The 19,753-nt window shown below is 76.6% G+C and carries 20 protein-coding genes; 15 read left to right on the forward strand and 5 right to left on the reverse strand.

Going from position 1 to position 19,753, the window contains the following annotated elements; all coding sequences use genetic code 11:
• Positions 1 to 71 precede the first annotated feature (71 nt).
• Complete coding sequence (gene eccB / locus ABD993_RS16900) at positions 72 to 1,343, forward strand: type VII secretion protein EccB (protein WP_345418742.1); 1,272 nt, start codon at positions 72 to 74, stop codon at positions 1,341 to 1,343.
• 188 nt (positions 1,344 to 1,531) lie between these two features.
• Here the strand turns inward: eccB and mycP are convergent, their stop codons facing one another.
• Positions 1,532 to 2,746 carry a type VII secretion-associated serine protease mycosin gene (gene mycP, locus ABD993_RS16905; RefSeq protein WP_345418744.1) on the reverse strand — a complete coding sequence of 405 codons (1,215 nt, stop codon included), beginning with the start codon at positions 2,744 to 2,746 and terminating at the stop codon, positions 1,532 to 1,534.
• Positions 2,740 to 4,077 carry a type VII secretion integral membrane protein EccD gene (gene eccD, locus ABD993_RS16910; protein WP_345418746.1) on the reverse strand — a complete coding sequence of 446 codons (1,338 nt, stop codon included), beginning with the start codon at positions 4,075 to 4,077 and terminating at the stop codon, positions 2,740 to 2,742. Before eccD ends, mycP begins: the two co-directional genes overlap by 7 nt.
• 106 nt (positions 4,078 to 4,183) lie before the next feature.
• Between eccD and eccCa the strand changes: the two genes are divergently transcribed.
• From eccCa to glmM, 7 genes are all read left to right on the forward strand, one after another.
• The gene (eccCa, locus tag ABD993_RS16915; RefSeq protein WP_345418749.1) at positions 4,184 to 7,864 is read left to right on the forward strand and encodes a type VII secretion protein EccCa; all 3,681 of its coding nucleotides are present in this window, start codon (positions 4,184 to 4,186) and stop codon (positions 7,862 to 7,864) included.
• Entirely contained in the window at positions 7,861 to 9,006 is a 1,146-nt protein-coding gene (locus ABD993_RS16920) for a type VII secretion-associated protein (RefSeq protein ID WP_345418752.1), read from the forward strand. Before eccCa ends, ABD993_RS16920 begins: the two co-directional genes overlap by 4 nt.
• A 72-nt stretch (positions 9,007 to 9,078) precedes the next feature.
• Positions 9,079 to 9,390 carry a WXG100 family type VII secretion target gene (locus ABD993_RS16925; RefSeq protein WP_345418755.1) on the forward strand — a complete coding sequence of 104 codons (312 nt, stop codon included), beginning with the start codon at positions 9,079 to 9,081 and terminating at the stop codon, positions 9,388 to 9,390.
• 5 nt (positions 9,391 to 9,395) lie between these two features.
• Positions 9,396 to 9,683, forward strand: coding sequence for a WXG100 family type VII secretion target (locus tag ABD993_RS16930; protein ID WP_345418758.1), 288 nt, complete (start codon positions 9,396 to 9,398; stop codon positions 9,681 to 9,683).
• Positions 9,684 to 9,922: 239 nt separating this feature from the next.
• Positions 9,923 to 10,366 (forward strand): 50S ribosomal protein L13, encoded by a 444-nt coding sequence (gene rplM / locus ABD993_RS16935; RefSeq protein WP_345418761.1) that lies wholly within the window; start codon positions 9,923 to 9,925, stop codon positions 10,364 to 10,366.
• Positions 10,367 to 10,398: 32 nt separating this feature from the next.
• The gene (gene rpsI / locus ABD993_RS16940) at positions 10,399 to 10,947 is read left to right on the forward strand and encodes a 30S ribosomal protein S9 (RefSeq protein ID WP_425569024.1); all 549 of its coding nucleotides are present in this window, start codon (positions 10,399 to 10,401) and stop codon (positions 10,945 to 10,947) included.
• An 11-nt stretch (positions 10,948 to 10,958) separates the two neighbouring features.
• Positions 10,959 to 12,284, forward strand: a complete 1,326-nt coding sequence (glmM, locus tag ABD993_RS16945) for a phosphoglucosamine mutase (RefSeq protein ID WP_345418766.1) — start codon at positions 10,959 to 10,961, stop codon at positions 12,282 to 12,284.
• 147 nt (positions 12,285 to 12,431) lie between these two features.
• On the opposite strand, the gene ABD993_RS16950 is transcribed toward glmM, so the two are convergent.
• The 3 genes from ABD993_RS16950 to ABD993_RS16960 form a co-directional block, all read right to left on the reverse strand.
• Complete coding sequence (locus ABD993_RS16950) at positions 12,432 to 12,767, reverse strand: hypothetical protein (RefSeq protein WP_345418769.1); 336 nt, start codon at positions 12,765 to 12,767, stop codon at positions 12,432 to 12,434.
• Complete coding sequence (locus ABD993_RS16955) at positions 12,767 to 13,015, reverse strand: hypothetical protein (protein WP_345418772.1); 249 nt, start codon at positions 13,013 to 13,015, stop codon at positions 12,767 to 12,769. The genes ABD993_RS16950 and ABD993_RS16955 overlap by 1 nt, the downstream gene beginning before the upstream one ends.
• 183 nt (positions 13,016 to 13,198) lie before the next feature.
• The gene (locus ABD993_RS16960; RefSeq protein WP_345418775.1) at positions 13,199 to 14,032 is read right to left on the reverse strand and encodes a dienelactone hydrolase family protein; all 834 of its coding nucleotides are present in this window, start codon (positions 14,030 to 14,032) and stop codon (positions 13,199 to 13,201) included.
• A gap of 167 nt (positions 14,033 to 14,199) precedes the next feature.
• Here ABD993_RS16960 and ABD993_RS16965 point away from each other — a divergent pair, with 167 nt between their 5' ends.
• The 7 genes from ABD993_RS16965 to ABD993_RS16995 all read left to right on the forward strand — a co-directional run bounded on the left by ABD993_RS16965 (position 14,200) and on the right by ABD993_RS16995 (position 19,721).
• On the forward strand, positions 14,200 to 14,499 hold the full coding sequence (locus ABD993_RS16965) for a DUF4333 domain-containing protein (protein ID WP_345418778.1): 300 nt from the start codon (positions 14,200 to 14,202) through the stop codon (positions 14,497 to 14,499).
• Between the two features lie 16 nt (positions 14,500 to 14,515).
• Positions 14,516 to 15,973 carry an NAD(P)H-hydrate dehydratase gene (locus tag ABD993_RS16970; protein WP_345418781.1) on the forward strand — a complete coding sequence of 486 codons (1,458 nt, stop codon included), beginning with the start codon at positions 14,516 to 14,518 and terminating at the stop codon, positions 15,971 to 15,973.
• 160 nt (positions 15,974 to 16,133) lie between these two features.
• Complete coding sequence (alr, locus tag ABD993_RS16975; protein WP_345418784.1) at positions 16,134 to 17,252, forward strand: alanine racemase; 1,119 nt, start codon at positions 16,134 to 16,136, stop codon at positions 17,250 to 17,252.
• A gap of 2 nt (positions 17,253 to 17,254) precedes the next feature.
• Complete coding sequence (locus tag ABD993_RS16980; RefSeq protein ID WP_345418787.1) at positions 17,255 to 18,361, forward strand: alpha/beta fold hydrolase; 1,107 nt, start codon at positions 17,255 to 17,257, stop codon at positions 18,359 to 18,361.
• Positions 18,358 to 18,801 (forward strand): tRNA (adenosine(37)-N6)-threonylcarbamoyltransferase complex ATPase subunit type 1 TsaE, encoded by a 444-nt coding sequence (gene tsaE, locus ABD993_RS16985; protein ID WP_345418790.1) that lies wholly within the window; start codon positions 18,358 to 18,360, stop codon positions 18,799 to 18,801. The genes ABD993_RS16980 and tsaE overlap by 4 nt, the downstream gene beginning before the upstream one ends.
• A complete protein-coding gene (locus ABD993_RS16990) occupies positions 18,798 to 19,517 on the forward strand; it encodes an HAD family hydrolase (protein ID WP_345418792.1) in 720 nt (239 codons plus the stop codon). The genes tsaE and ABD993_RS16990 overlap by 4 nt, the downstream gene beginning before the upstream one ends.
• A gap of 57 nt (positions 19,518 to 19,574) precedes the next feature.
• Positions 19,575 to 19,721 (forward strand): hypothetical protein, encoded by a 147-nt coding sequence (locus tag ABD993_RS16995; RefSeq protein ID WP_345418795.1) that lies wholly within the window; start codon positions 19,575 to 19,577, stop codon positions 19,719 to 19,721.
• Positions 19,722 to 19,753 lie beyond the last annotated feature (32 nt).

Below are 19,753 nucleotides of genomic sequence, written 5' to 3' on the forward strand. Positions count from 1 at the left end.
CCGTTCCGCCTCGGGGGAGGGGGTGCGGGGCTAGCGTCGCACCCCATGGTCCCCCGCCCACCCGCGCTGTGATGATCCCCCGCCCACCCGCAACCAGAGACCAGGCGGATGCGCACCGGTACGGGGTGCGCCGGCTGGAGGCGGCGCTGGTCCGTGCCGATCCCGTCCCGCTGCACGAACAGCTGCGGGCGCAGCGGCGGGCCACGGTCGTGGGTGCCCTGCTGGCCGTGCTCGGGCTCGTCGGGGCCGCCCTCTACGCCGTGATCGCGCCGCGGCCGACGTGGTCGGCGCAGGCGGTGGTGGTGGGTACGCCGTCGGGCGCGGTGTTCGCCGTGGCCCGGGAGCGGCTGGTCCCGGTGCCCGACGTGATCGCGGCCAGGCTCGTCCGGGCCGCGCTGGGACTGCCAGCCGGGGATCCCCGGCTGGTCGCGGACGCCGATCTCGCCCGCGCGCCGCGGACCGCGCCCGCCGCCGTCGACGGGGCGACGGGGGTCGGGCTCCGCGAGCGGGTCCCGGAGCGGTGGGGGGTGTGCGACGGCCCGCTGGTGCTGGCGGGAACCGCGGCACCGCCGCCGGGCCCGGGCCCCGCGCTGTGGGCGCAGACGCCCGCCGGGGACCGGTACGCGGTCGTCGGCGGGGTGCGGCACGCCGTCACGGATCCGGCCGTCCTGGCCGCGCTCGGGCTCGCCGGGCGGCACCCCGTGACCGTCGCGTCGGCGGTGCTCTCGGCACTGCCGGAGGGGCCCGCGCTCGCCGTCCCGGAGCAGGCGGGCGGTCCCGGGCCTCCCGGGGTGCCCGGTCGCCCGGGAGACGTCCTGGTCGTCGAGGGCGTCGACGGCCTCCGACGCTGGTTCGCGGTCCTCCCCGGCGGGGTCCAGGAGGTCCCCGCGTCCCTCGCCGAGGTGTTGCGGGCGCGTGGCGGGGCCGGGCCGCGTGAGGTCGCGCCGTCGGCGCTCGCGGAGGTACCCCGGTTGGACCTGCTGCCCGTGGCGGGCTGGCCGGAGACGGCCCCGGAGTGGGCCGCCGCCGGACCGGTCTGCGCACTCTGGTCCGCCGGTCGCTGGTCGGTCGCGGTGGGCGATCCGCCGGTCGCGCCGGGGGCGGTCGCGGTGGACGGGGTCGTCCTCTTCGGTGGCGGGCCGGTGCGGTCGGTGTCGCCGACCGGCGGCGGGGCGATCTGGTTGGTGTCGACGGCGGGGGTCGCCTACGGCGTCGCGGACGCCGACACCGCGGCGGCCCTCGGCCTCGACCCGACGCCGCCCCCCGCCCCCGAGTCCATCCTGCGGCTGCTGCCGCGGGGCGGGACGGTGGATCTGGCCCAGGCCCGGGCGGCGGTGGGGTGAGGGGTGCGGCTGCCGCCGGTGAGTCGCTCCGGCCGGGTCGCCCGGTGGCGGAGGTGCCGGTCCGGCGCCCTCGGAGACCCGGCCGCCGAGTCTCCGAGGGGCGGGGTCGGCGCGGAGTGGCAGGGGGCGGTGGTGACGCCTCGGCGGCCGGGTCTCCGAGGGCGCGGAGTGTCAGGGGCGGCGGAGTGTCAGGGGCGGCGGGGGCGGGCCACCAGGAGTGGGGTCGCGGCCGCGAGCAGGGAGAGGACCGCCACGGCGCTCAGCGGGACCCAGGCCGGGAAGCGCGGGGCCGGGGCGGCAGCCGGGTCCGGCGTGGCGGGTGCGGTCGGGTCGGCGGGCGAGCCGGGCAGGGGTAGGGCGGTCAGGGCGGCGAGGGGATCGACGGCACCGGCGCCCACGGCGTCGGAGATGGCGGCGGGGCGACGCGCGGTCGCGATCAGCCTCGACGCGACCTCCGCGGCACTCAGCTCCGGGAACCGTTGCCGGACGAGGGCGGCGGAGCCTGCGACGATCGGCACCGCGAGGCTCGTCCCGGCCAGCGTGGGCTCGGTCAGCCCGCCGCCCGGGGCGAGCGACCTCAGCCCGGTCCCGCGGGCGGCCAGGTCCACCCACGGCCCCCGGACGGTGAACGGGGCCGGAGCGTCGTCCGGGGTGGTGGCGCCGACCGCCAGGACGCCGTCCGCGAGCGGAGGTGCGCCCGGGGCGAACCCCGCGGCCGCGGGCAACGGGACCTCGCCGGGCGCTCCGGTGCACCCGCCGGAGCCGACGTTGCCCGCCGCGGCCACGACCAGCACGTCCGCGGCCGCCGCCGCCCGCAGCGCGGCCGCCAACGGCCGTCCGACCAGCTCGGCCCGCGCCGGGTCCAGACAGACGGCCTCGCTGACCGTCACGACCGAGGCGCCGAGCCGTACCGCCCGCGCCACCGCCTCGGCGAGGGTCGCGGTGTCCCCGGCGGGCCGGGTCCCACCCGCGACGGTGAAGGACGGGCTGGCCTGCCGGATCGACACGACGTCCACACCCGGTGCGACGCCCCCGACCTCGTCCCCGGCGGACGGCTCGGCGGCGAGCACCCCGGCGACCGCGGTGCCGTGGCCGTCGCAGTCGGTGAGCCCGTCCCCGCCGGTGAGGTAGTCGCCACCGGCGGTGAGCCGGGGGAGCCGCGGATGGGGCGCGACCCCGGTGTCGATCACCGCGACCCGGACGCCTGCGCCGTCGGCGAGCGCGTGCACCCCGGGCAGCGCGAGACCGCCCCCGAGCCCGCTACCTCCCGGCCCCACACACTGCGTGACCTGCCGGATCCCCGGCTCGCCGACCGGCGCCCCCGGACCCTGCACCGCCGGGCCCGCCGCCGCGTGTCCGAGTGCCAGCGCCGCGGCGGTCAGCACGGCCAGCCCCCTCACCACCCGCGGACCAGGGCGAACAGGTCGAGCGCGGCGACGGCCAGCGGGACGCACAGGGCGGTCGCGGCCAGCTCGGCGAGGTCGACGGTCCGGCGCCCGACCGGGCCGAGCGGCGGGCGGGAGAGCGTGGCGCACCCCAGCAGTGCGCCGAGTCCCACGGCACCGAGCACGAGCCGCACCATCGGGGACACCGGCGCCACCACCGTCAGCGCCGCCGCCCCGACCAGCGCGGCGACCAGCTGGGCTCGAGCGGGCAGCGGTTCGGCGAACCCCCTCGACCGCAACCCGAGCACCAGGCAGGTCAGCACCGCGAACGCGGGGCCCCACGGTCCGGGTGCGCTCGCGGCGAGGACCGCGCCACCCGCCGCGACGACGGCGACCGCGACCACGAGCCCCGCGAGGTGCCCGCGAGCCTGCGCGGTGGCCGTCTCGGGTGGGTCCTCGCCGGGGCGCAGTCCCGCGAGCCGCAGTGCGCAGCGCGGGGCCAGCGGCGCGGCGAGGATCGCGGCCAAGGCCCCTGTCGTCCCGACCGCAGCGGCTCCGGCCCCGGTGAGCACGGCTGCCACCAGCCCGAACGCACTCGTCAGGGAGACGAGAAGGGCGGCGAGCACCGATGGCGCCACGATCCGCAGGGCCGCCTGCGCGGCGAACGCGGCGAGCGCGGCACCCACCGCCGCCCCCGGCAACCCGACGGCGGTCGGGCCGGGCAGCGCGAGCCAGCCCGCCGCCGCGGCGGGCGGCAGGGCGGCGAGCGCCCAGGCCGTGCGAGCGGTCCGCCCACCGGCCTGCTCACGCCCGCCCCCACCGCCATGGTCCGGTCCGCCGCCGGCCGCTCCCGCGGTACTCCCGAGGTCGTGCGCACCGGCCGCTCGCGCCACCCCCACGACCAGCCCCGCCGCCACCGCCACCTCCAGCACCGCCGCCGCGGTCCCCCACGCCCCGTCGCCGCGCAGGCCCGCCAGCCCCGCGGACAGCATCCCGACCGCCAGTGCTCCCGCCACGGCGGGCGTGGCGTCGGGATCCCCGGCCCGCCCGGCCACCGCGGCGGCCACGGCTTCGGGGGCGTCGTCGAAGGTCGGTGGGCTGGGCGGAGGGAGGGCGGGGCCGAGGCGGAGCAGCTCGCCGTCCAGCACACCGAGCTGGGCCAGCGTCGCCGCCGGGGGCAGCGGAGCCCCCGCGATCCCGTCGAGCCGCCAGGGGACCGGCGCCGGTGACGGCGGCTCGCCCAACAGCTCCAGCAGCATCGGCGCCAGCTCGGCCACGGCGACGTCCGCGGGCAGGGCGACGTCCACCATGGACCGTGGGCCCAGCACCGTCACCCGCCGGTACGTCACCGCGGTCCCCCGAGTTCTCCCGAAACGCCCCGCGCGACCCGCGGCCTGTCGCAGTATCGGCGGACCGGGCGTCCGCACGGGGCGTTTCGGGGAAACCGGGGGTCGCATGGGACAGGTCGCGGTGCACAGGCGGCGGCGCGAGGTCCCGCCGCTGCCGTCCGGGGAGATCCACCTGGAGCCGCCGCCGGAGCCCGAGCGGGCGGTCCCACCGGGCCTGCTCGCTCGCGCGATGCCGGTCGCGATGCTGCTCGGCTCGGTCGGGATCGTCGGCGTGCTCGGGGTAGAGCGGCCCGAGGCCTGGGTGTTCGGCGGGATGTTCGCCCTGTCCGCGGTCGGGATGGTGCTCTCCGGCGGGTCCGCCCGCGGCTCGGACCGCACCGCCTCGCTGGACGAGGACCGCCGCGACTACCTGCGCTACCTCACCGGTCTGCGCCGCCGGGCCCGTGCCGTCGCGACCGCCCAGCGCGTGTCCCGGGAGCACGTCCACCCCCATCCGGCCGCCTGGCCCGAGGTCCTGTCCGCGGGCAGGTTGTGGGAGCGCGATCCCGCAGACGACGACTTCGCCCAGATCCGCCTCGGCCGCGGCCCGCAACGGCTCGCCACGGCCCTGGTGCCGCCGCGCACCGGCCCGGTGGACGGCGTCGAACCCGTCGGCGCCCAGGCCGTCCGACGGCTGCTGGCCCGGCACTCGGTGGTCCCCGACCTGCCCGTGGCGGTGGACCTGCGCGCGGCGTCCGCGGTCTGGCTGGACGGTCCGACCGAGCGCGCCCGCGCCGTCGCCCGGGCGCTCGTCGCCGGGTACGTGCTGTGGCACTCGCCCGCGGACGCGCGCGTCGCGGTGCTCGGCGGAACCGCGTGGGACTGGGTGAAGTGGTTGCCGCACAACGCCCAGGCCGTCGAGCAGGACGCGCTCGGCCCGGTCCGCATGCACACCGCCGACCCGGACGAGCTGCGCCGCTGGTGGGCGGCGGACCCGCAGCCCCGGCACCTCCTGGTGATCGTGGACGGGACGGACGGACCCGGCGCGTGGGCCGCCACCGAGGGCGTCACGGTGCTCCGGGTCGGCGTGGCGGACGGGCGGCGGGAGAGCCCGTCCGTGGTGCGCGTGCGCCTGGCCGACCCCGCACCCGTCGAGGTCCTGGACGAGCTGGCCGAGGCAGAGGCACTGGCCCTCGCGCGGCGGATGGCCCGCTACCGGCCCGAGGGGGTGGAACGGGGGACCGGGCTCGTCGCGCACGGGTTGCCGGAGCTGATGGGCCTGAGCGGCACCGGGCCCGCCGCCGTCGCCGCGCTGCGGGCCGGGCGGACCGCGGCGGACCGCATGCGGGTGCCCCTGGGGGTGGACGACGGCGGCCGCCCGCTGCTCCTGGATCTCAAGGAGTCGGCGGCGGGCGGCAGCGGGCCGCACGGGCTGTGCGTCGGGGCGACGGGCTCCGGGAAGAGCGAGCTGTTGCGCGCCTTGGTCGTCGGGCTGGTGCTGGCCCACGGCCCGGACGAGCTGAACCTGGTACTGGTGGACTTCAAGGGCGGCGCGACCTTCCTCGGCCTCACCGGCCTGCCGCACGTCGCCGCGGTGATCACCAACCTGGCGGACGAGCTGAGCCTAGTCGACCGGATGGCCGACGCCGTGACCGGCGAGATCACCCGCAGGCAGGAGCTGCTGCGGGCGGCCGGGAACCTGACGGGCGTCGCCGACTACGAGCGAGCCCGCGCCGCCGACCCGGGGCTGCCGCCGCTGCCGGTGTTGATGGTCGTCGTCGACGAGTTCTCCGAGCTCGTGGCGCGGCGCCCGGAGCTGGTCGAGCTGTTCGTGACCGTCGGACGGCTGGGCCGCTCGCTGGGCCTGCACCTGCTGCTCGCGTCCCAGCGGCTCGACGAGGGCCGGTTGCGCGGGCTCGAGTCGCACCTGTCGTACCGGATCGCGCTGCGCACGTTCTCCTCGTCGGAGTCGCGGGCGGTGCTCGGCGTACCCGACGCCCACGCCCTCCCCCCGCTGCCCGGTTCCGCCATCCTCGCGGCGGGCACCGACCAGCTCGTCCGGTTCCGCGGTGCGTACGTGTCCGGTGTGGCACAACGGGATGCGGCTCCTTCGCCGCGGCGGGCGCACCGCTTCACGGCGGCGCGGGTCGCCGCCGCGCCGGTGGTCACCGAGCCCGCCGCGGACTCGGTGCTGGAGTCGGCGGTCGCGGCCGTCACGGCGCTGGGCGGACCGCCCGCCCACCGGGTCTGGTTGCCGCCGCTGGCCTCCTCGCCCGCGCTCGCCGCGCTCCCCGTGGGCGGTGGGCTGCGGGTGACCGTCGGACTGGTCGACCGGCACACCCGGCAGCGGCGGGACCCGCTCGAGGTGGACCTGTCCGGGGCGGCGGGACACGTCGCCGTCGCCGGGGGGCCGCGGTCCGGCAAGTCGACGGCGCTGGCCACCCTCGTCCGTGCGCTGGCCCGGGCGCACACCCCGGCGCAGCTCGGGGTCCACGTGCTGGACCTCGGCGGCGGAGCGCTGTCGAGCCTGGCCGACCTGCCGCACGTGGGGACCGTCGCGGGGCGGAGCGAGCCGGACCTGGTGCGGCGCACGCTCGGCGAGGTCGCCGCGCTCCTCGCGCGCCGGGAGGCGCTGTTCCGGGCCGAGGGGATCGGGTCGGTCGCCGAGTTCCGGGCCCGGCGCGCGGCGGGGGACCTGGCTGCGGAGCCCGCGACGGACGTCCTGCTGGTCGTGGACGGGTACGCGGCGCTGACCGCGGACTGGGCGGGCGCCTCCTGGGCCGCCGTCGACGAGGCCGTGGGCCGGACCGCCGCGATCGCGCACCGCGGGCTCGCCTACGGCGTGCACCTCGCAGCCTCGGTGAACCGCTGGGGCGAGCTGCGGCCCGCGGTCAAGGACCAGCTCGGCCTGCGGCTGGAGCTGCGGCTCGGCGAGCCGGGCGACTCCGAGGTGGACCGTCGCCGGGCCGCGGCCGTGCCCGCGCGGCCCGGGCACGGCCTCGCCCCGGACGGCGACGCGATGGTGCTGGCCACGGGCCCGGTCGACCCCCGGCCCGGCCCGGCCTTCCCGCCGGTGCGGGTGCTGCCCGCGTCGGTTCCCGCCGAGCCCCTGTGGGGCGACGGGATCCCGGTCGGTGTCGACGAGGAGGGGACGGTCCTGCGGCTCGATCCCGCCGAGCCCCACCTGCTCTGCTTCGGCGACGGTCGCAGCGGCAGGACCGCGCTGCTGCGGCTGGTCGCCCGGGGCATCGCCCGGGCCCACACCCCGGAGGAGGCCCGGCTCGTCGTTCTCGACCCGCGGCGGAGCCTGCTCGGCGACCTCCCTGAGGCGCACGTGCTGGCCCACGCGGGCACCGCGGAGGCGATGGCGGGTGCGGTCCGGGAGGTGGTCGCGTCGCTGGAGCGGCGCAGGCCGGGCCCGGAGGTCACCGCGGAGCGGTGGCGGGCGCGGGACTGGTGGACCGGTCCCGAGGTGTACGTCCTGGTCGACGACCACGATCTCGTCGCGCCGGTGGGCGCCGCGTCGAACCCGTTGGCGCCCTTGGCGGAGCTCCTCGCCCAGGGTGTCGACATCGGGCTGCACCTGGTGCTCGCGCGGCGGGTGGCGGGCGCGTCCCGGGCGATGTTCGACCCGGTCCTCGCGCGGCTGCGCGAGTTGGGCGGGCCCGCGGTGGTGTTGCACGGGAGCCCCGACGAGGGGCCGCTCGTCGGCGCCGTCCGCGCGGGCCCGCAGCCGCCGGGCCGAGGGGTGTGGGTGGACCGCGACCACGGGTCGCGGACGGTGCAGCTCGCCTGGACGGAGCCGTGAGCGGCACGCGGTCCGCGGCGGGCCCGGCGTCCGGCGGCGCGATCCTGGTCGTCGACGGGGGCCGGGTCGCCGAGCTGCGAGACGGCGCGCCGGTCCTGCTCGGGGTGCTGCCCGCGGGGGTCGCGCCGACGGTGTTCCGGCCCGGGGCCCGCGTCGTCCCGGCCGGTGCGCCGCCGGGGATGGTCGTCGACGTCGGCGAGTCGGGGACGCGGGTGCTGCGAGACGGCGTCCTCGTCCGCGCGATCCCGCTCGGCGGGGCCGATCTGGACCGCGCCGTCGCCGCTGCGCTGCCGGGCGGGGCGCGGCCGGGGGACGTCCGGACGGTCCGCGAGGCCCTGTCCCTGTGCCCCGCGGCGACCGTCGGCACCACCCGGGGCGCGGTGCGGGTCACGGCCGAGCAGGTGCGGACCGCGATCCGCCCGGTGCTGGCGCGGCTGGTCGAGGGGCTGCCGCGCGGGACCCCGTTGCTGCTCGTCGGCGGGGTGGCGCGGACGCCGCTGCTCGCCGAGCTGTGCGACGCCGCCGGGGTCGGGCCGGTGCGGGTGGCGGAGCGGCCGGGGACGGCGCTGGTCGAGTCCGGCCCGGGCGGTGCCGTCGGGGCCGCGGACCCCGCGGCGGACGGCGGCTGGCTGCTCGCCCCGCCACCGGCACGGCGGTCGCGCCGGGTCCGGTGGGCCGTCGCGGGGGTGGTCGCCGCCGTCGCCCTGCTCGGTCTCGGCACGGTGCTGCCGACCCCGGCCGACGGCGTCGTCGCGCACGGGTACCGGTTCGCGCTGCCCGCGGGCTGGGCGCACGTCGGCGGGGCCCCGGAGCGGCGTCGGGTGCTGCTCGCCCCCGCCGGGCAGCCGGACGCGACGGCGCTGGTCGTCGTCGAGCGGACACCGTTGGGATACGACGCGGACGCCGAGCCCGCGCGGGCCGCGGCCGACCTGCGGGCCCGGCACGCGGAGGCCGGTGCCGCGGTGTCGGCGCTGCGGGTCGACGGCCGCTGGACCCGCTACCGGGAGGACGCCGTGGACTGGGCGGTGCGGTTCGAGGGAGCGGACGAGCTGGCCGTCGGCTGCCGGTACCCGCCGGGGGGCTCCGCCGCCGTGGACGCCGCGTGTGCCCAGGTCAGGGACTCCCTCGTTCGCGATCGCTAACGCCTCCGCCGGTTCCGGCCCGGCACGCCGCCCGCGCTGCGACGCTGCGCGCACCGACAGACAGGAGTGGTCATGGCAGGCGGATTCGGCACCACGACCGAGGAGATGGCCCGCGCGGGCAGGCAGGTTCTCGCCACCGACGAGCAGGTGCAGGCCCAGCTCTCCGCGCTGCGCGGACAGCTGGCCCCGTTGGCGGGTGCCTGGCGCGGCGAGGCGGCGGCCGCGTTCGAGGGCCTGATGGCGCGCTGGGACGCCGACGCGCGGGCGCTGTCCGCGGCGCTGCGCGGGATCGGCGAGGCGATCGTCGGGTCCGGCGTGAGCTACCAGCGCGCCGAGGAGGACGGCTCCGCCGGGCTCTCCGCGATCCGCGCGGCGCTGGGCTGAGCGCGATGGGGGAGATCAGGGTCACCTTCGCCGAGCTGGCCGCCGCGCAGACCGCCGTCGCGGGCACCTCGGCGTCCATCACCGCCCGGCTGGACGACCTGCGGCGCGAGCTGGCGCCACTCGTCGCCACCTGGGAGGGGCGAGCCGCCACGGACTACGCGGCGCGCCAGCGGCAGTGGGACGCCGCCGCGGCGGACCTCGCCGCCGTCCTCGCGCGCATCGGCACCGCCCTCGGCCAGGCGAACGACGGGTACCGTCAGGTCGAACAGGTCAACGCCCGGCGCTGGACCTGACCCCGGTGTGTCGCTCCCGGGGCGCGGGCGCGTACTGTGCACGAGCAGGGCGTCCGCGGTCCGGAGGGGTCGTTTCAACCCCCGAGAGAGCAGCGGGTACCCTGACTGTTCGTTGTGCGACGGGTGGAGACCCGCGCCGCCACCGAGCTGTTGGTGGTCGGCCGGCGTCCGCTCCGCCGCATGAGAAGAGAGACTGACTTTTCAGGCAGCTCCGAGCCCGAGAACGACGAGGTAGACCCGTGCCCACGTACAGCCCCAAGCCCGGCGAGATCACCCGTGCCTGGCACGTGATCGACGCCACCGACGTGGTGCTCGGTCGCCTGGCCACCCACGCTGCCACGCTCCTGCGCGGCAAGCACAAGCCGACCTATGCCCCGCACATGGACACCGGCGACTTCGTCGTGATCATCAATGCGGAGAAGATCGCGGTCTCGGGCAAGAAGCGGGACGACAAGTTCATCTACCGGCACTCCGGTTTCCCGGGCGGCCTGAAGCAGCGGTCGGTCGGCGAGATGATCGACAGCCACCCCGACAAGCTGGTCGAGAAGGCCATCAAGGGCATGCTGCCGAAGAACCGGCTCGGCCGGGCCATGAGCAAGAAGCTCAAGGTCTACGCCGGCCCGTCGCACCCGCACTCGGCCCAGCAGCCGCAGCCGTTCGAGATCATCCAGGTCGCGCAGTGACCAACCCCGAGAGCACCGAAGAGGGACAGAGCGTGAGCACCCCCGAGTCCGCCGACCAGGAGGTCTACACCTCCTCCGAGGATGCAGGCGAGAGCCTCGACTACACCATCGGCGACGCCGCGGCGTTCGAGGCCGGCGAGGACGAGACCGAGGTCGCGGCGGAGGAGTTCGCCGTCGAGGCCCCGATCGTGTCGGACCGCCCGGTCCAGACCGTCGGCCGCCGCAAGGAGGCCGTCGTCCGCGTGCGGCTCGTGGCGGGCTCCGGTCAGTTCACGCTGAACGGCAAGTCGCTCGAGACCTACTTCCCGAACAAGCTCCACCAGCAGCTCATCAAGGAGCCGCTGGTCACGGTCGAGAAGACCGAGCGGTTCGACATCTTCGCCAACCTCCACGGCGGCGGCACCTCCGGCCAGGCCGGTGCGCTGCGCCTGGCGATCGCCCGCGCGCTGATCGAGGTCGACTCCGAGGACCGCCCGCCGCTGAAGAAGGCCGGCTTCCTCACCCGCGACCCGCGGGCCGTCGAGCGCAAGAAGTACGGCCTCAAGAAGGCCCGCAAGGCGCCTCAGTACTCGAAGCGCTGATCTCCACCCGGATGCGTCGACTCTTCGGAACCGACGGCGTCCGAGGCCTGGCCAACGGCGAGCTCCTCACTCCGGAGCTCGCCGTTGCCGTGTCCGCCTCGGCCGCCCGGGTGCTCGGTGACTCCGACCGGCCCGTCGCGCTCGTCGGGCGGGACCCGCGTGCCAGCGGGGAGATGCTGGAGGCCGCGGTACTCGCCGGGCTCACCTCGGCGGGGGCGGACGCCGTGCGGCTCGGCGTGGTCCCCACGCCCGCCGTCGCCCACCTGGTCGCCGACCTGGGGGCGGACTTCGGTGTGATGATCTCCGCCTCGCACAACGCGATGCCGGACAACGGCATCAAGCTCTTCGCCGCGGGCGGGCAGAAGCTGCCGGACGCGCTGGAGCTCGAGATCGAGGAGGGCCTCGAGGGGCCCGCCCGCCGTCCCACCGGTGCGGCGATCGGCCGGGTCCGCGACCTGCCGGACGCGCTGGAGCGCTACGTCGCCCATCTCGTCGCGAGCACGCCCGTGTCGCTGTCCGGGCTGCGGGTCGTGGTGGACTGCGCCCACGGGGCCGCGTCCGAGGCCGCCCCGGTCGCCTACGCGAAGGCGGGAGCGGACGTCGTCGCGTTGCACGCCGCGCCGGACGGGCTGAACATCAACGACGGTGTCGGCTCCACGCACATGGAGTCACTCCGCGCGGCCGTGGTGCGCGAGCGTGCCGACCTCGGCATCGCACACGACGGGGACGCGGACCGCTGCCTCGCCGTCGACGCGACCGGGCAGGTGGTCGACGGGGACCAGCTGATGGCGATCCTGGCGCTCGCCCTCCGGGAGTCCGGCGAGCTGGTCGAGGACACGCTGGTCGCCACGGTCATGAGCAACCTGGGCCTGCACCTGGCCATGGCGGACGCCGGGATCACCCTGCGCACCACCGCGGTCGGGGACCGGTACGTGCTGGAGGACCTGCGGGCCCACGGCCTCAGCCTGGGCGGCGAGCAGTCCGGGCACGTCGTGTTGCCGCGGTACGCCACGACCGGGGACGGCCTGCTCACCGCGTTGCGCGTGATGGCCCGGATGGCCCAGACCGGTCGCTCGCTGGCCGAGCTCGCCGGAGTGGTCACGGTGCTGCCGCAGGTGCTGCAGAACGTCGAGGTCGCGGACAAGGAGGCGGTCGCGGCCTCGCCCGCGGTCGCCGCCGCGGTGGCCGCGGCGGAGGCCGAGCTGGGCCGCACCGGCCGGGTCCTCCTGCGCCCCTCGGGCACGGAGCAGCTGGTCCGGGTGATGGTGGAGGCCCCCACCCACGACCTGGCCGAGACCCTTGCCACCCGCATCTCCCAGGTCGTCGGCGCGGAGTAGCGGCGCCACCCCGCACCCCGCCCGCGAGTCCCCCGTTCCCGACAGGCGAGTCGGACATCGTCGACGTGTGGATCGGACGCCCCGGCCGACGCGCGTGGCCAGGTGACGAGGCGTGCGGTCGTCGGGCGTCGACTCAGGCGGGCGGGGTCAGGCCGGTGGCCGGTCGGTCGACCCGTCGTCGAGGAGGGGGAGCCGAACTCCGCGGTGCTCGCTCTCCCGCCTCCCGCCCACGCTCGGCAGGCGCGGTGTGGGCGGCGGGATGCCGTCGGTTCCCGCCAGCAGGCTGACGACGTCGTCAGCGGCTCGGGCGGCACGGCGTGCGTGCTGGTCCAGCTCGAGGCCGATCCGGGCGAGACCGTCGGCGAGGTCGCGGCCGTGGTCGTCCCACCAGCTCCCGGCGACCATGCGGCTGATCCGGGTCGCCTCCGCGGCGGCTTCGGCGAGCTGCTGCGCCAGCGCGTCGGCCCCCGTGGTCGGCCTCATCAGCGCAGGCCCCGGAACCCGCGAGCGGCCATACCGTCCGCCTCGGCCACAGCCGACGACGTGCTGCGCAGGACCGATGCGGCGTCGTTCAACGCGGTCCGTGCGGCGGCGAGCGACTCGGGCAGGTCCTCGAGGCCCGGAAGCCGGTCCGCGCGCCGGGCGAGGACGGTCAACTCGTCGGCCAGGGCCGCGGCACGGACGGCGGCGGCTTCGAGACCGGCGGGATCGAGGCGGAGGTCGGATCGCACGCCGGGGATGGTCGCGCGGACGGGGCCGGCTCGGACGGGATCCGAGGCCATCGTTCGCGATCGTGAACGGTGGCGGCTCACCGCTCGTCCGATCGACGCGCGACGACGAGGCTCGTGGAGGGCGTGTCCGACTCGGCGACTGACAACGGGGGACTCGCGGGTCGGGAGTGGGGGAGTCGCGGGCTACTGGGGGGTGAAGCGGGCGAGGGTGGTGCCGCCGACCTTGCCGTCCACCAGGTCGTCCACCCGGTCCTCGTCGACGAGCTCCTTGAGCAGGAAGGCCGTGACCAGGGCCCTCGTGATCCGGCGGACCTTGCCGTTCGGGCCGCCCGAGAAGACCAGGTCCGACCAGTGCAGGCCCTCGAGGAAGTCCGTGTGGCCCGCCTTCGGCAGGGTGCGGACCCAGCGCGGGCCCACCGTCGCGTTCGCGATCTGCGCCGCGTGCCCGTCCGCCGGGGCGACCGTGTCCTCGCCCGCCACGATGTGCAGCGACGGCACCGAGATCGCCTTCGCCGCGTCCATCGGGGACGGCCGGGTCTGCGACGCCGCGATCGCGACGACCGCCCGCACCTTCGGGTGCCCGGCCGCGGCCAGCAGCGCCGCGGCGGCGCCGATCCCGTGCCCGGCCAGCGCAGTGCGTCGGGCGTCGACGCTGATGGCGCCGTCTCCGAGCCGGACGCCCGCGCAGACGTCGAGCGTGGTGCGCAGGTCCGCGGACAGGCGCGACACGCTCGGCACCGGGCCGCGCTGCGAGCCGGGCGCCGCGGCGACGATCCCCCAGGACGCGAGGTGGCGCAGCAGGTCGGCGTAGCGGGAGGTCGGCTGCATCCAGTCGTGCCCGAACGCCACGGCGGGCAGCCCCATCCCGGTCGCGGGCGCGAACACCACACCGGGCGTGCCGATCAGGCCGAGGTCGCCGCGGAGGACCTCGTTCGGCCCGGGGCGGGACAGCTGCTCCAGGGCGTCCTTGGCGTTCCGCAGGGCGGGAGGACGGGTGAAGGTGCTGGTCCGGGCCACGGGGAGAACCTACCGTCGCGCGCCCCCCGGCGCCGAACCCGTACCCGAGAAGGGTGGCTGACCCGCCCACAGGGTGTGGTAGCACCACTCCTGATCCGCAGCCCCCGCGGAAATACCGTTCTGACCAGGCCGGAAACAGCTCCGGCGAGGATCAGAAGAGGAACGCCATGAACGCCAGGATCGCACGCATCATCGGCACGGTGGCCGCCGCCGGGGGCCTGCTCCTGGGCCTGAGCGCCTGCAGCATGTCGGTCTCCAGCGACGACGTGAAGTCCGAGATCACCCGGGTGGTGCAGGAGCAGCTGAACACCGCGCCCAGCGCCGTCGACTGCCCGTCGAGCCTCGACGCGACCGTCGGCGCGACCCTGACCTGCCACGTGACCATCCCCGACCGCGCGTTCGACGTCGAGGCCAAGGTCACCGCCGTCAACGGCTCGGACGTCTCCTTCGACATCAACGAACTCTGAGGGCTCTAATCACCTCATGCAGGGAGTCTGGACCGCACAGCAGATCCGAGACGCCGAGGCCGTCCTCCTCGCCCGGTGCGAGGAGGGCGCCCTCATGCGCCGGGCCGCCCACGGGCTCGCCCTCGAGGTGCGGCGGTTCCTCGGCTCCCGGGTGACCGGCAGGCGGGTCACCCTGCTGGTCGGCTCCGGGGACAACGGCGGCGACGCGCTCTGGGCGGGTGCGGAGCTCCGCCGTGCCGGCGCGGGGGTCACCGCCGTCCTGCTCACCCCCGACCGCGCCCACGCCACCGGGCTCGCCGCCCTGCGGCGGGCCCGCGGCCTTGTCCTGACCCCGGACGATCCCCGCGTCCGCGACGCCGTGACCGGGGCGGACGTCCTGGTCGACGGCATCGTCGGCATCTCGGGCAGGGGAGCGCTGCGCGAGCAGGCGGCAACCCTGGTGGAGGCCGCCGGGGCCGCGGGCGTGCCGGTCGTCGCCGTCGACCTGCCCAGCGGGGTGGACGCCGACACCGGCGCGACGGACGGGGCCGCGGTCGACGCGGACCTCACCGTCACCTTCGGCGCGCTCAAGCCCGTGCACGTGCTCGCCGCGCCGCAGTGTGGTGAGACGGTGCTGGTGGACATCGGGCTGCGTCCCGCGGACCCCCACGCGTGGGTGCTCGACGCGGCCGACGCCGGGGAGCGCTGGCCGATCCCCGGGCCGACCGACGACAAGTACACCCAGGGCGTCGTCGGGATCGCGGCGGGATCGGCCACCTATCCCGGCGCGGCGGTGCTCTCGACCGGCGCCGCGGTGCTCGCCACCAGCGGGATGGTCCGGTTCGCCGGCTCGGCGCTGGAGACCGTCCGGGCGTACTGGCCCGAGGTGGTCGCCGCCGAGTCGGTGGAGGCGGCGGGCCGGACCCAGGCCTGGAGCGTGGGCCCCGGCATCGGCACGGACGACGCAGGCCGGGACGTCCTGCGCGCCGTCCTCGACCGGGACGTCCCCACCTGCGTGGACGCGGACGCGATCACCCTCCTCTCCCAGCACGAGGACCTCCGACGACGGATCAGCGGCAGGCCGATCGTGCTCACCCCGCACGCCGGCGAGTTCGCCCGGATCGCGGGCGACGTGGGCGTGGACCGGATCGGCGCCGCCCGCCGGGCCGCCGCCGCGCTGGGGGTGACGGTGCTGCTCAAGGGCAACGCGACCGTCGTCGCCGACCCGGACGGCCGGACCCTGGTGCACCCGTCGGAGAACTCCTGGGCGGCCACCGCGGGCTCCGGCGACGTGCTGTCCGGCCTGATCGGTGCCCTGCTCGCCGCGGGGCTGGAACCCTGGTGGGCGGCGGGGTGCGCGGTGTTCGTGCACTCCCGCGCCGCGACCCTGGCCGCGGGCCGCACCGGCGACGGGCCCGCCGTCCCCGCCCCGGCCTCGACCCTGCAGGCCCACGTCCCGGCCGCGATCAGCGAGGTCCGTGCCGCCGCTGTCTGACCAGGGCGGGGGCGACGGCCCGCGTTCCGGCCGGGGGGCGTCGGGTCGGACTCGCGGGCGTGGGTGTCGGACTGGCGGGCGTGGGTGTCGGACTCGCGGGTCGTGGGGTTCGGGGGCCGCAGACTGAGAATGTGTCGGCACCGGATGCCAGAATGTCCGGGTGGCTCCCCGTCTCGAGGCGAACGTCGACCTGGCCGCCGTGCGGCACAACGTCGCGCTGCTCGCCGGGGCCGCGCGGGAGTCCGGGGCGGCCACCATGGTCGTCGTGAAGGCGGACGGGTACGGCCACGGCGCCGTCCCCGTCTCCCGGGCGGCGCTGCGGGCCGGGGCGACCTGGCTGGGCGTCTGCACCCTGGAGGAGGCCCTGGAGCTGCGGTGGGCCGGCATCACCGCGCCCGTGCTGTCCTGGCTGCACCTGCCGGACGAGGACTTCACCCCCGCCGTCGAAGCGGGCATCGACCTCTCGGTCTCCTCGACCCGGCACCTCGCCGCGGTCCTCGCGGGAGCCCGCCGCGCAGGCCGCCCGGCCCGGCTGCACCTCAAGGTCGACACCGGGCTGTCCCGCAACGGGTGCCTTCTCCACGACTGGCCGGACCTGCTGGACGCCGTGGAGAAGGCGGGCGAGGACGCCGAGGTCGTGGCCGTCTGGTCCCACCTCGCCTACGCCGACCAGCCGACGAACCCCACGATCGACCGCCAGCTCGTCCGGCTGAACGAGGCCTGGGAGCTCGCCCGGGCGCGCGGGCTGAACCCGATCCGGCACCTGGCCAACTCCGCGGCCACCATGACCCGCCCCGACCTCCACCTCGACCTCGTCCGCCCGGGCATCGCGGTCTACGGGCTGGACCCGCTGGACCGGCCCGTGGCCGAGTCCCCGCTGCGCCCCGCGATGGAGTTCCGCGGCCGGGTCGCCCTGGTCAAGCGGGTACCGGCGGGCGAGGGCGTGTCCTACGGGCACGAGTGGACCACCCCGCGTGAGACCACCCTCGCGCTCGTCCCGGCAGGCTACGCGGACGGCGTGCCCCGCAGGCTCAACGCGAACGGTCGCATGCGCGTGCACCTGGCGGGCAGGATCCGGCCCGTGGTGGGCCGGGTGTGCATGGACCAGGTCGTCGTGGACTGCGGCGACGACGAGGTCCACGAGGGGGACGTCGCGGTCCTCTTCGGAGCGGGCGGACCGACCGCACAGGACTGGGCGACCGAGCTCGGCACGATCCACTACGAGGTCGCCACCGGTGTGCACGGCACCCGGGTCCGGCGCACCTACTCCGGGGAGTGAGCATGGTCAGCCGCAGGCTCTGGCAGGCGCTGGGCGTCGCGGGCGGCATCGCGGGAGCGGCGGGCGCCGCCGTCGGCGTGGGGGTCGCGACCCACAAGCGGCACGAGATCGCCAAGGACCGGCGTCGCCTCGCAGGCGAGCTGGATGCCGCGGGCGAGCAGCCGGGCGCGCAGCCGCCGCGGACGTCGTCGTCGGTCATGACGGAGGACGGCATCCGGCTGGCCTGCGAGGAGCTGGACCCGCACACCGGTGATCCCGCGCTCACGGTGGTACTCGTGCACGGCTTCGCGCTGGATCGGCGCACCTGGTTCTTCCAGGCCGAGGACCTGCCGCGGTTCACCGACCCACCGGTCCGCACCGTCCTCTACGACCAGCGCAGCCACGGGCGCTCCGAGCGGGCCCCCCGGGAGAGCTGCACCATCGCCCAGCTGGGCCACGACCTGGACTCGGTCATCCGCTCCCTCGCCCCGAGCGGCCCGCTCGTGCTGATCGGGCACTCCATGGGCGGCATGACGCTGATGGCCCTGGCCGAACAGCATCCCGAGCTGTTCGACGAGCGCGTGCTCGGCGTGGGCCTGATCGCCACCAGTGCGGGCGAGATGGGCACGGCGGGGCTCTCGGGCTCCCTGCTGTCCCGGTTCAACCCGCTGACCAGGACGATCGGTGGCCTGGCCCGGCTGCAGCCGAAGCTCGTCGAGACCGGCAGGCGCGCGCTGGGCGACCTGATCTGGTCCATCACCCGCCGCTTCGCCTTCGGCGACCGCAAGGTGGACCCGGCGCTGGTCGACCTGGTGGACACCATGATCAGCGCGAACGCGGTGGACGCGCTGACGGACTTCGTCGACACCGTCGGCACCCACGACCGGCTCGCGGCGCTGCCCGCGTTCTCGGGCAGCGAGCTGTTGGTGGTGGCGGGCACCGCGGACCAGGTCATCCCGTTCTCGCACGGCGAGCTCATCGCGGGCGAGCTCCCCAAGGCGGAGTTCCTCGCGCTCGAGGGCGTCGGGCACATGCCGATGCTGGAACGGCACGAGGAGGTCGAGGCCGCCATCGAGGGCCTCATCCGCCGGTCCGCCGCGCGGATCCCCGGCGAGCGGAGGCGCGCGTGATCAGCTGGACGGTCCCGGTCGAGCTGCCGGAGACCACGGACACCGAGGCGTTCGGCGAGGAGCTGGGCCGCGAGCTCGGCGCCGGTGACCTGGTCGTGCTGTCCGGGCCGCTCGGCGCGGGCAAGACCGCGCTGGTCAGGGGCCTGGCGCGCGGTCTGCAGGTGGCCGGGCCCATCACCTCGCCGACCTTCGTGATCGCCAGGGAGCACCGCCCCCTGCCCGGTGGGCCTGGCGTCTCGTTGGTCCACGTCGACGCCTACCGCCTCGGCGGCATCGAGGAGCTGGACGACCTGGACCTGGACACCGACCTCACCGAGGCCGTCGTGGCGGTGGAGTGGGGCGAGGGGGTGGCCGAGCGGCTCGCCGACCGGCACGTGCTCGTCACGCTGGAACGCAGGCCGGACGACGTCCGCGTCGCCCGCGCGGAGCGGATGTCATGAGCCGGGGGGTCGACGCCGTCGTCTTCGACTGGGGCGGCACGCTCACGCCCTGGGTGACCATGGACTTCCATGCGGGCTGGCGGACCTACGCCGAGATCCTGCACGCGGACGACCCCGCGCAGGCCCAGGAGATCGCGCAGGCCCTCGCCGCGGCGGACACCGGCCGCTGGGCCGCGGTGAAGGACGGTGCCAAGGCCTTCCACATGGCGGAGGTGCTGGCCGAGGCCGCGGTGGACACCTCGTCGGAGCTGCACGGGCGGGCCCTGGAGGCCTACCGCGAGTTCTGGGTGCAGGCCACGCACACCGATCCCGAGGCGGCGCCGATGTTGGAGGCGCTGCGGGACAGGGGGCTCAAGCTCGGGGTGCTGTCCTCGACGATGTGGCCCGGCGAGTGGCACGAGGAGTGGCTGCGCCGGGACGGGGTGCTGGACTACTTCGACGGCGTCACCTGGAGCAGCGACCTCGAGTACACGAAGCCCCACCCCGAGGCGTTCCACGCGGCGCTGGCGGCCGTCGGGGTGACCGACCCGACCCGCTGCGTCTACGTCGGCGACCGCCCGTACGACGACATCAGCGGGGCCAAGGGCATCGGCATGCGCGCCGTCCTCGTCCCGCACAGCGACATCCCGCTGGACCAGCAGGTTCCGGTGGACGTCGAACCGGACGCCGTGATCCACCGCCTCGCGGACCTGCCGGACCTGCTCCGGGACTGGTAGGACGTATCGCGCGGGGTCCGTCGGCTCTCTGTCCTCCACACGCGAGGAGGAGGCCCGATGCCCGACGACGTGCTCCCACCGTTCGGCCCGGCGGCCCACCCGCCGGGGGAGTGCTGGGCCCTCTGCGGCCCGGATTGCACCGCACTCCCACCCGAACCCGCCACCCCGACCACCGAGCCCGCCCGGGTCCCCACCCCGGCCTGACCCGGCCGCCGTCCGACTCGGGGGCCGTGGTG

The organism is Pseudonocardia xishanensis, assembly GCF_039541715.1.
GTDB lineage: Bacteria > Actinomycetota > Actinomycetes > Mycobacteriales > Pseudonocardiaceae > Pseudonocardia > Pseudonocardia xishanensis.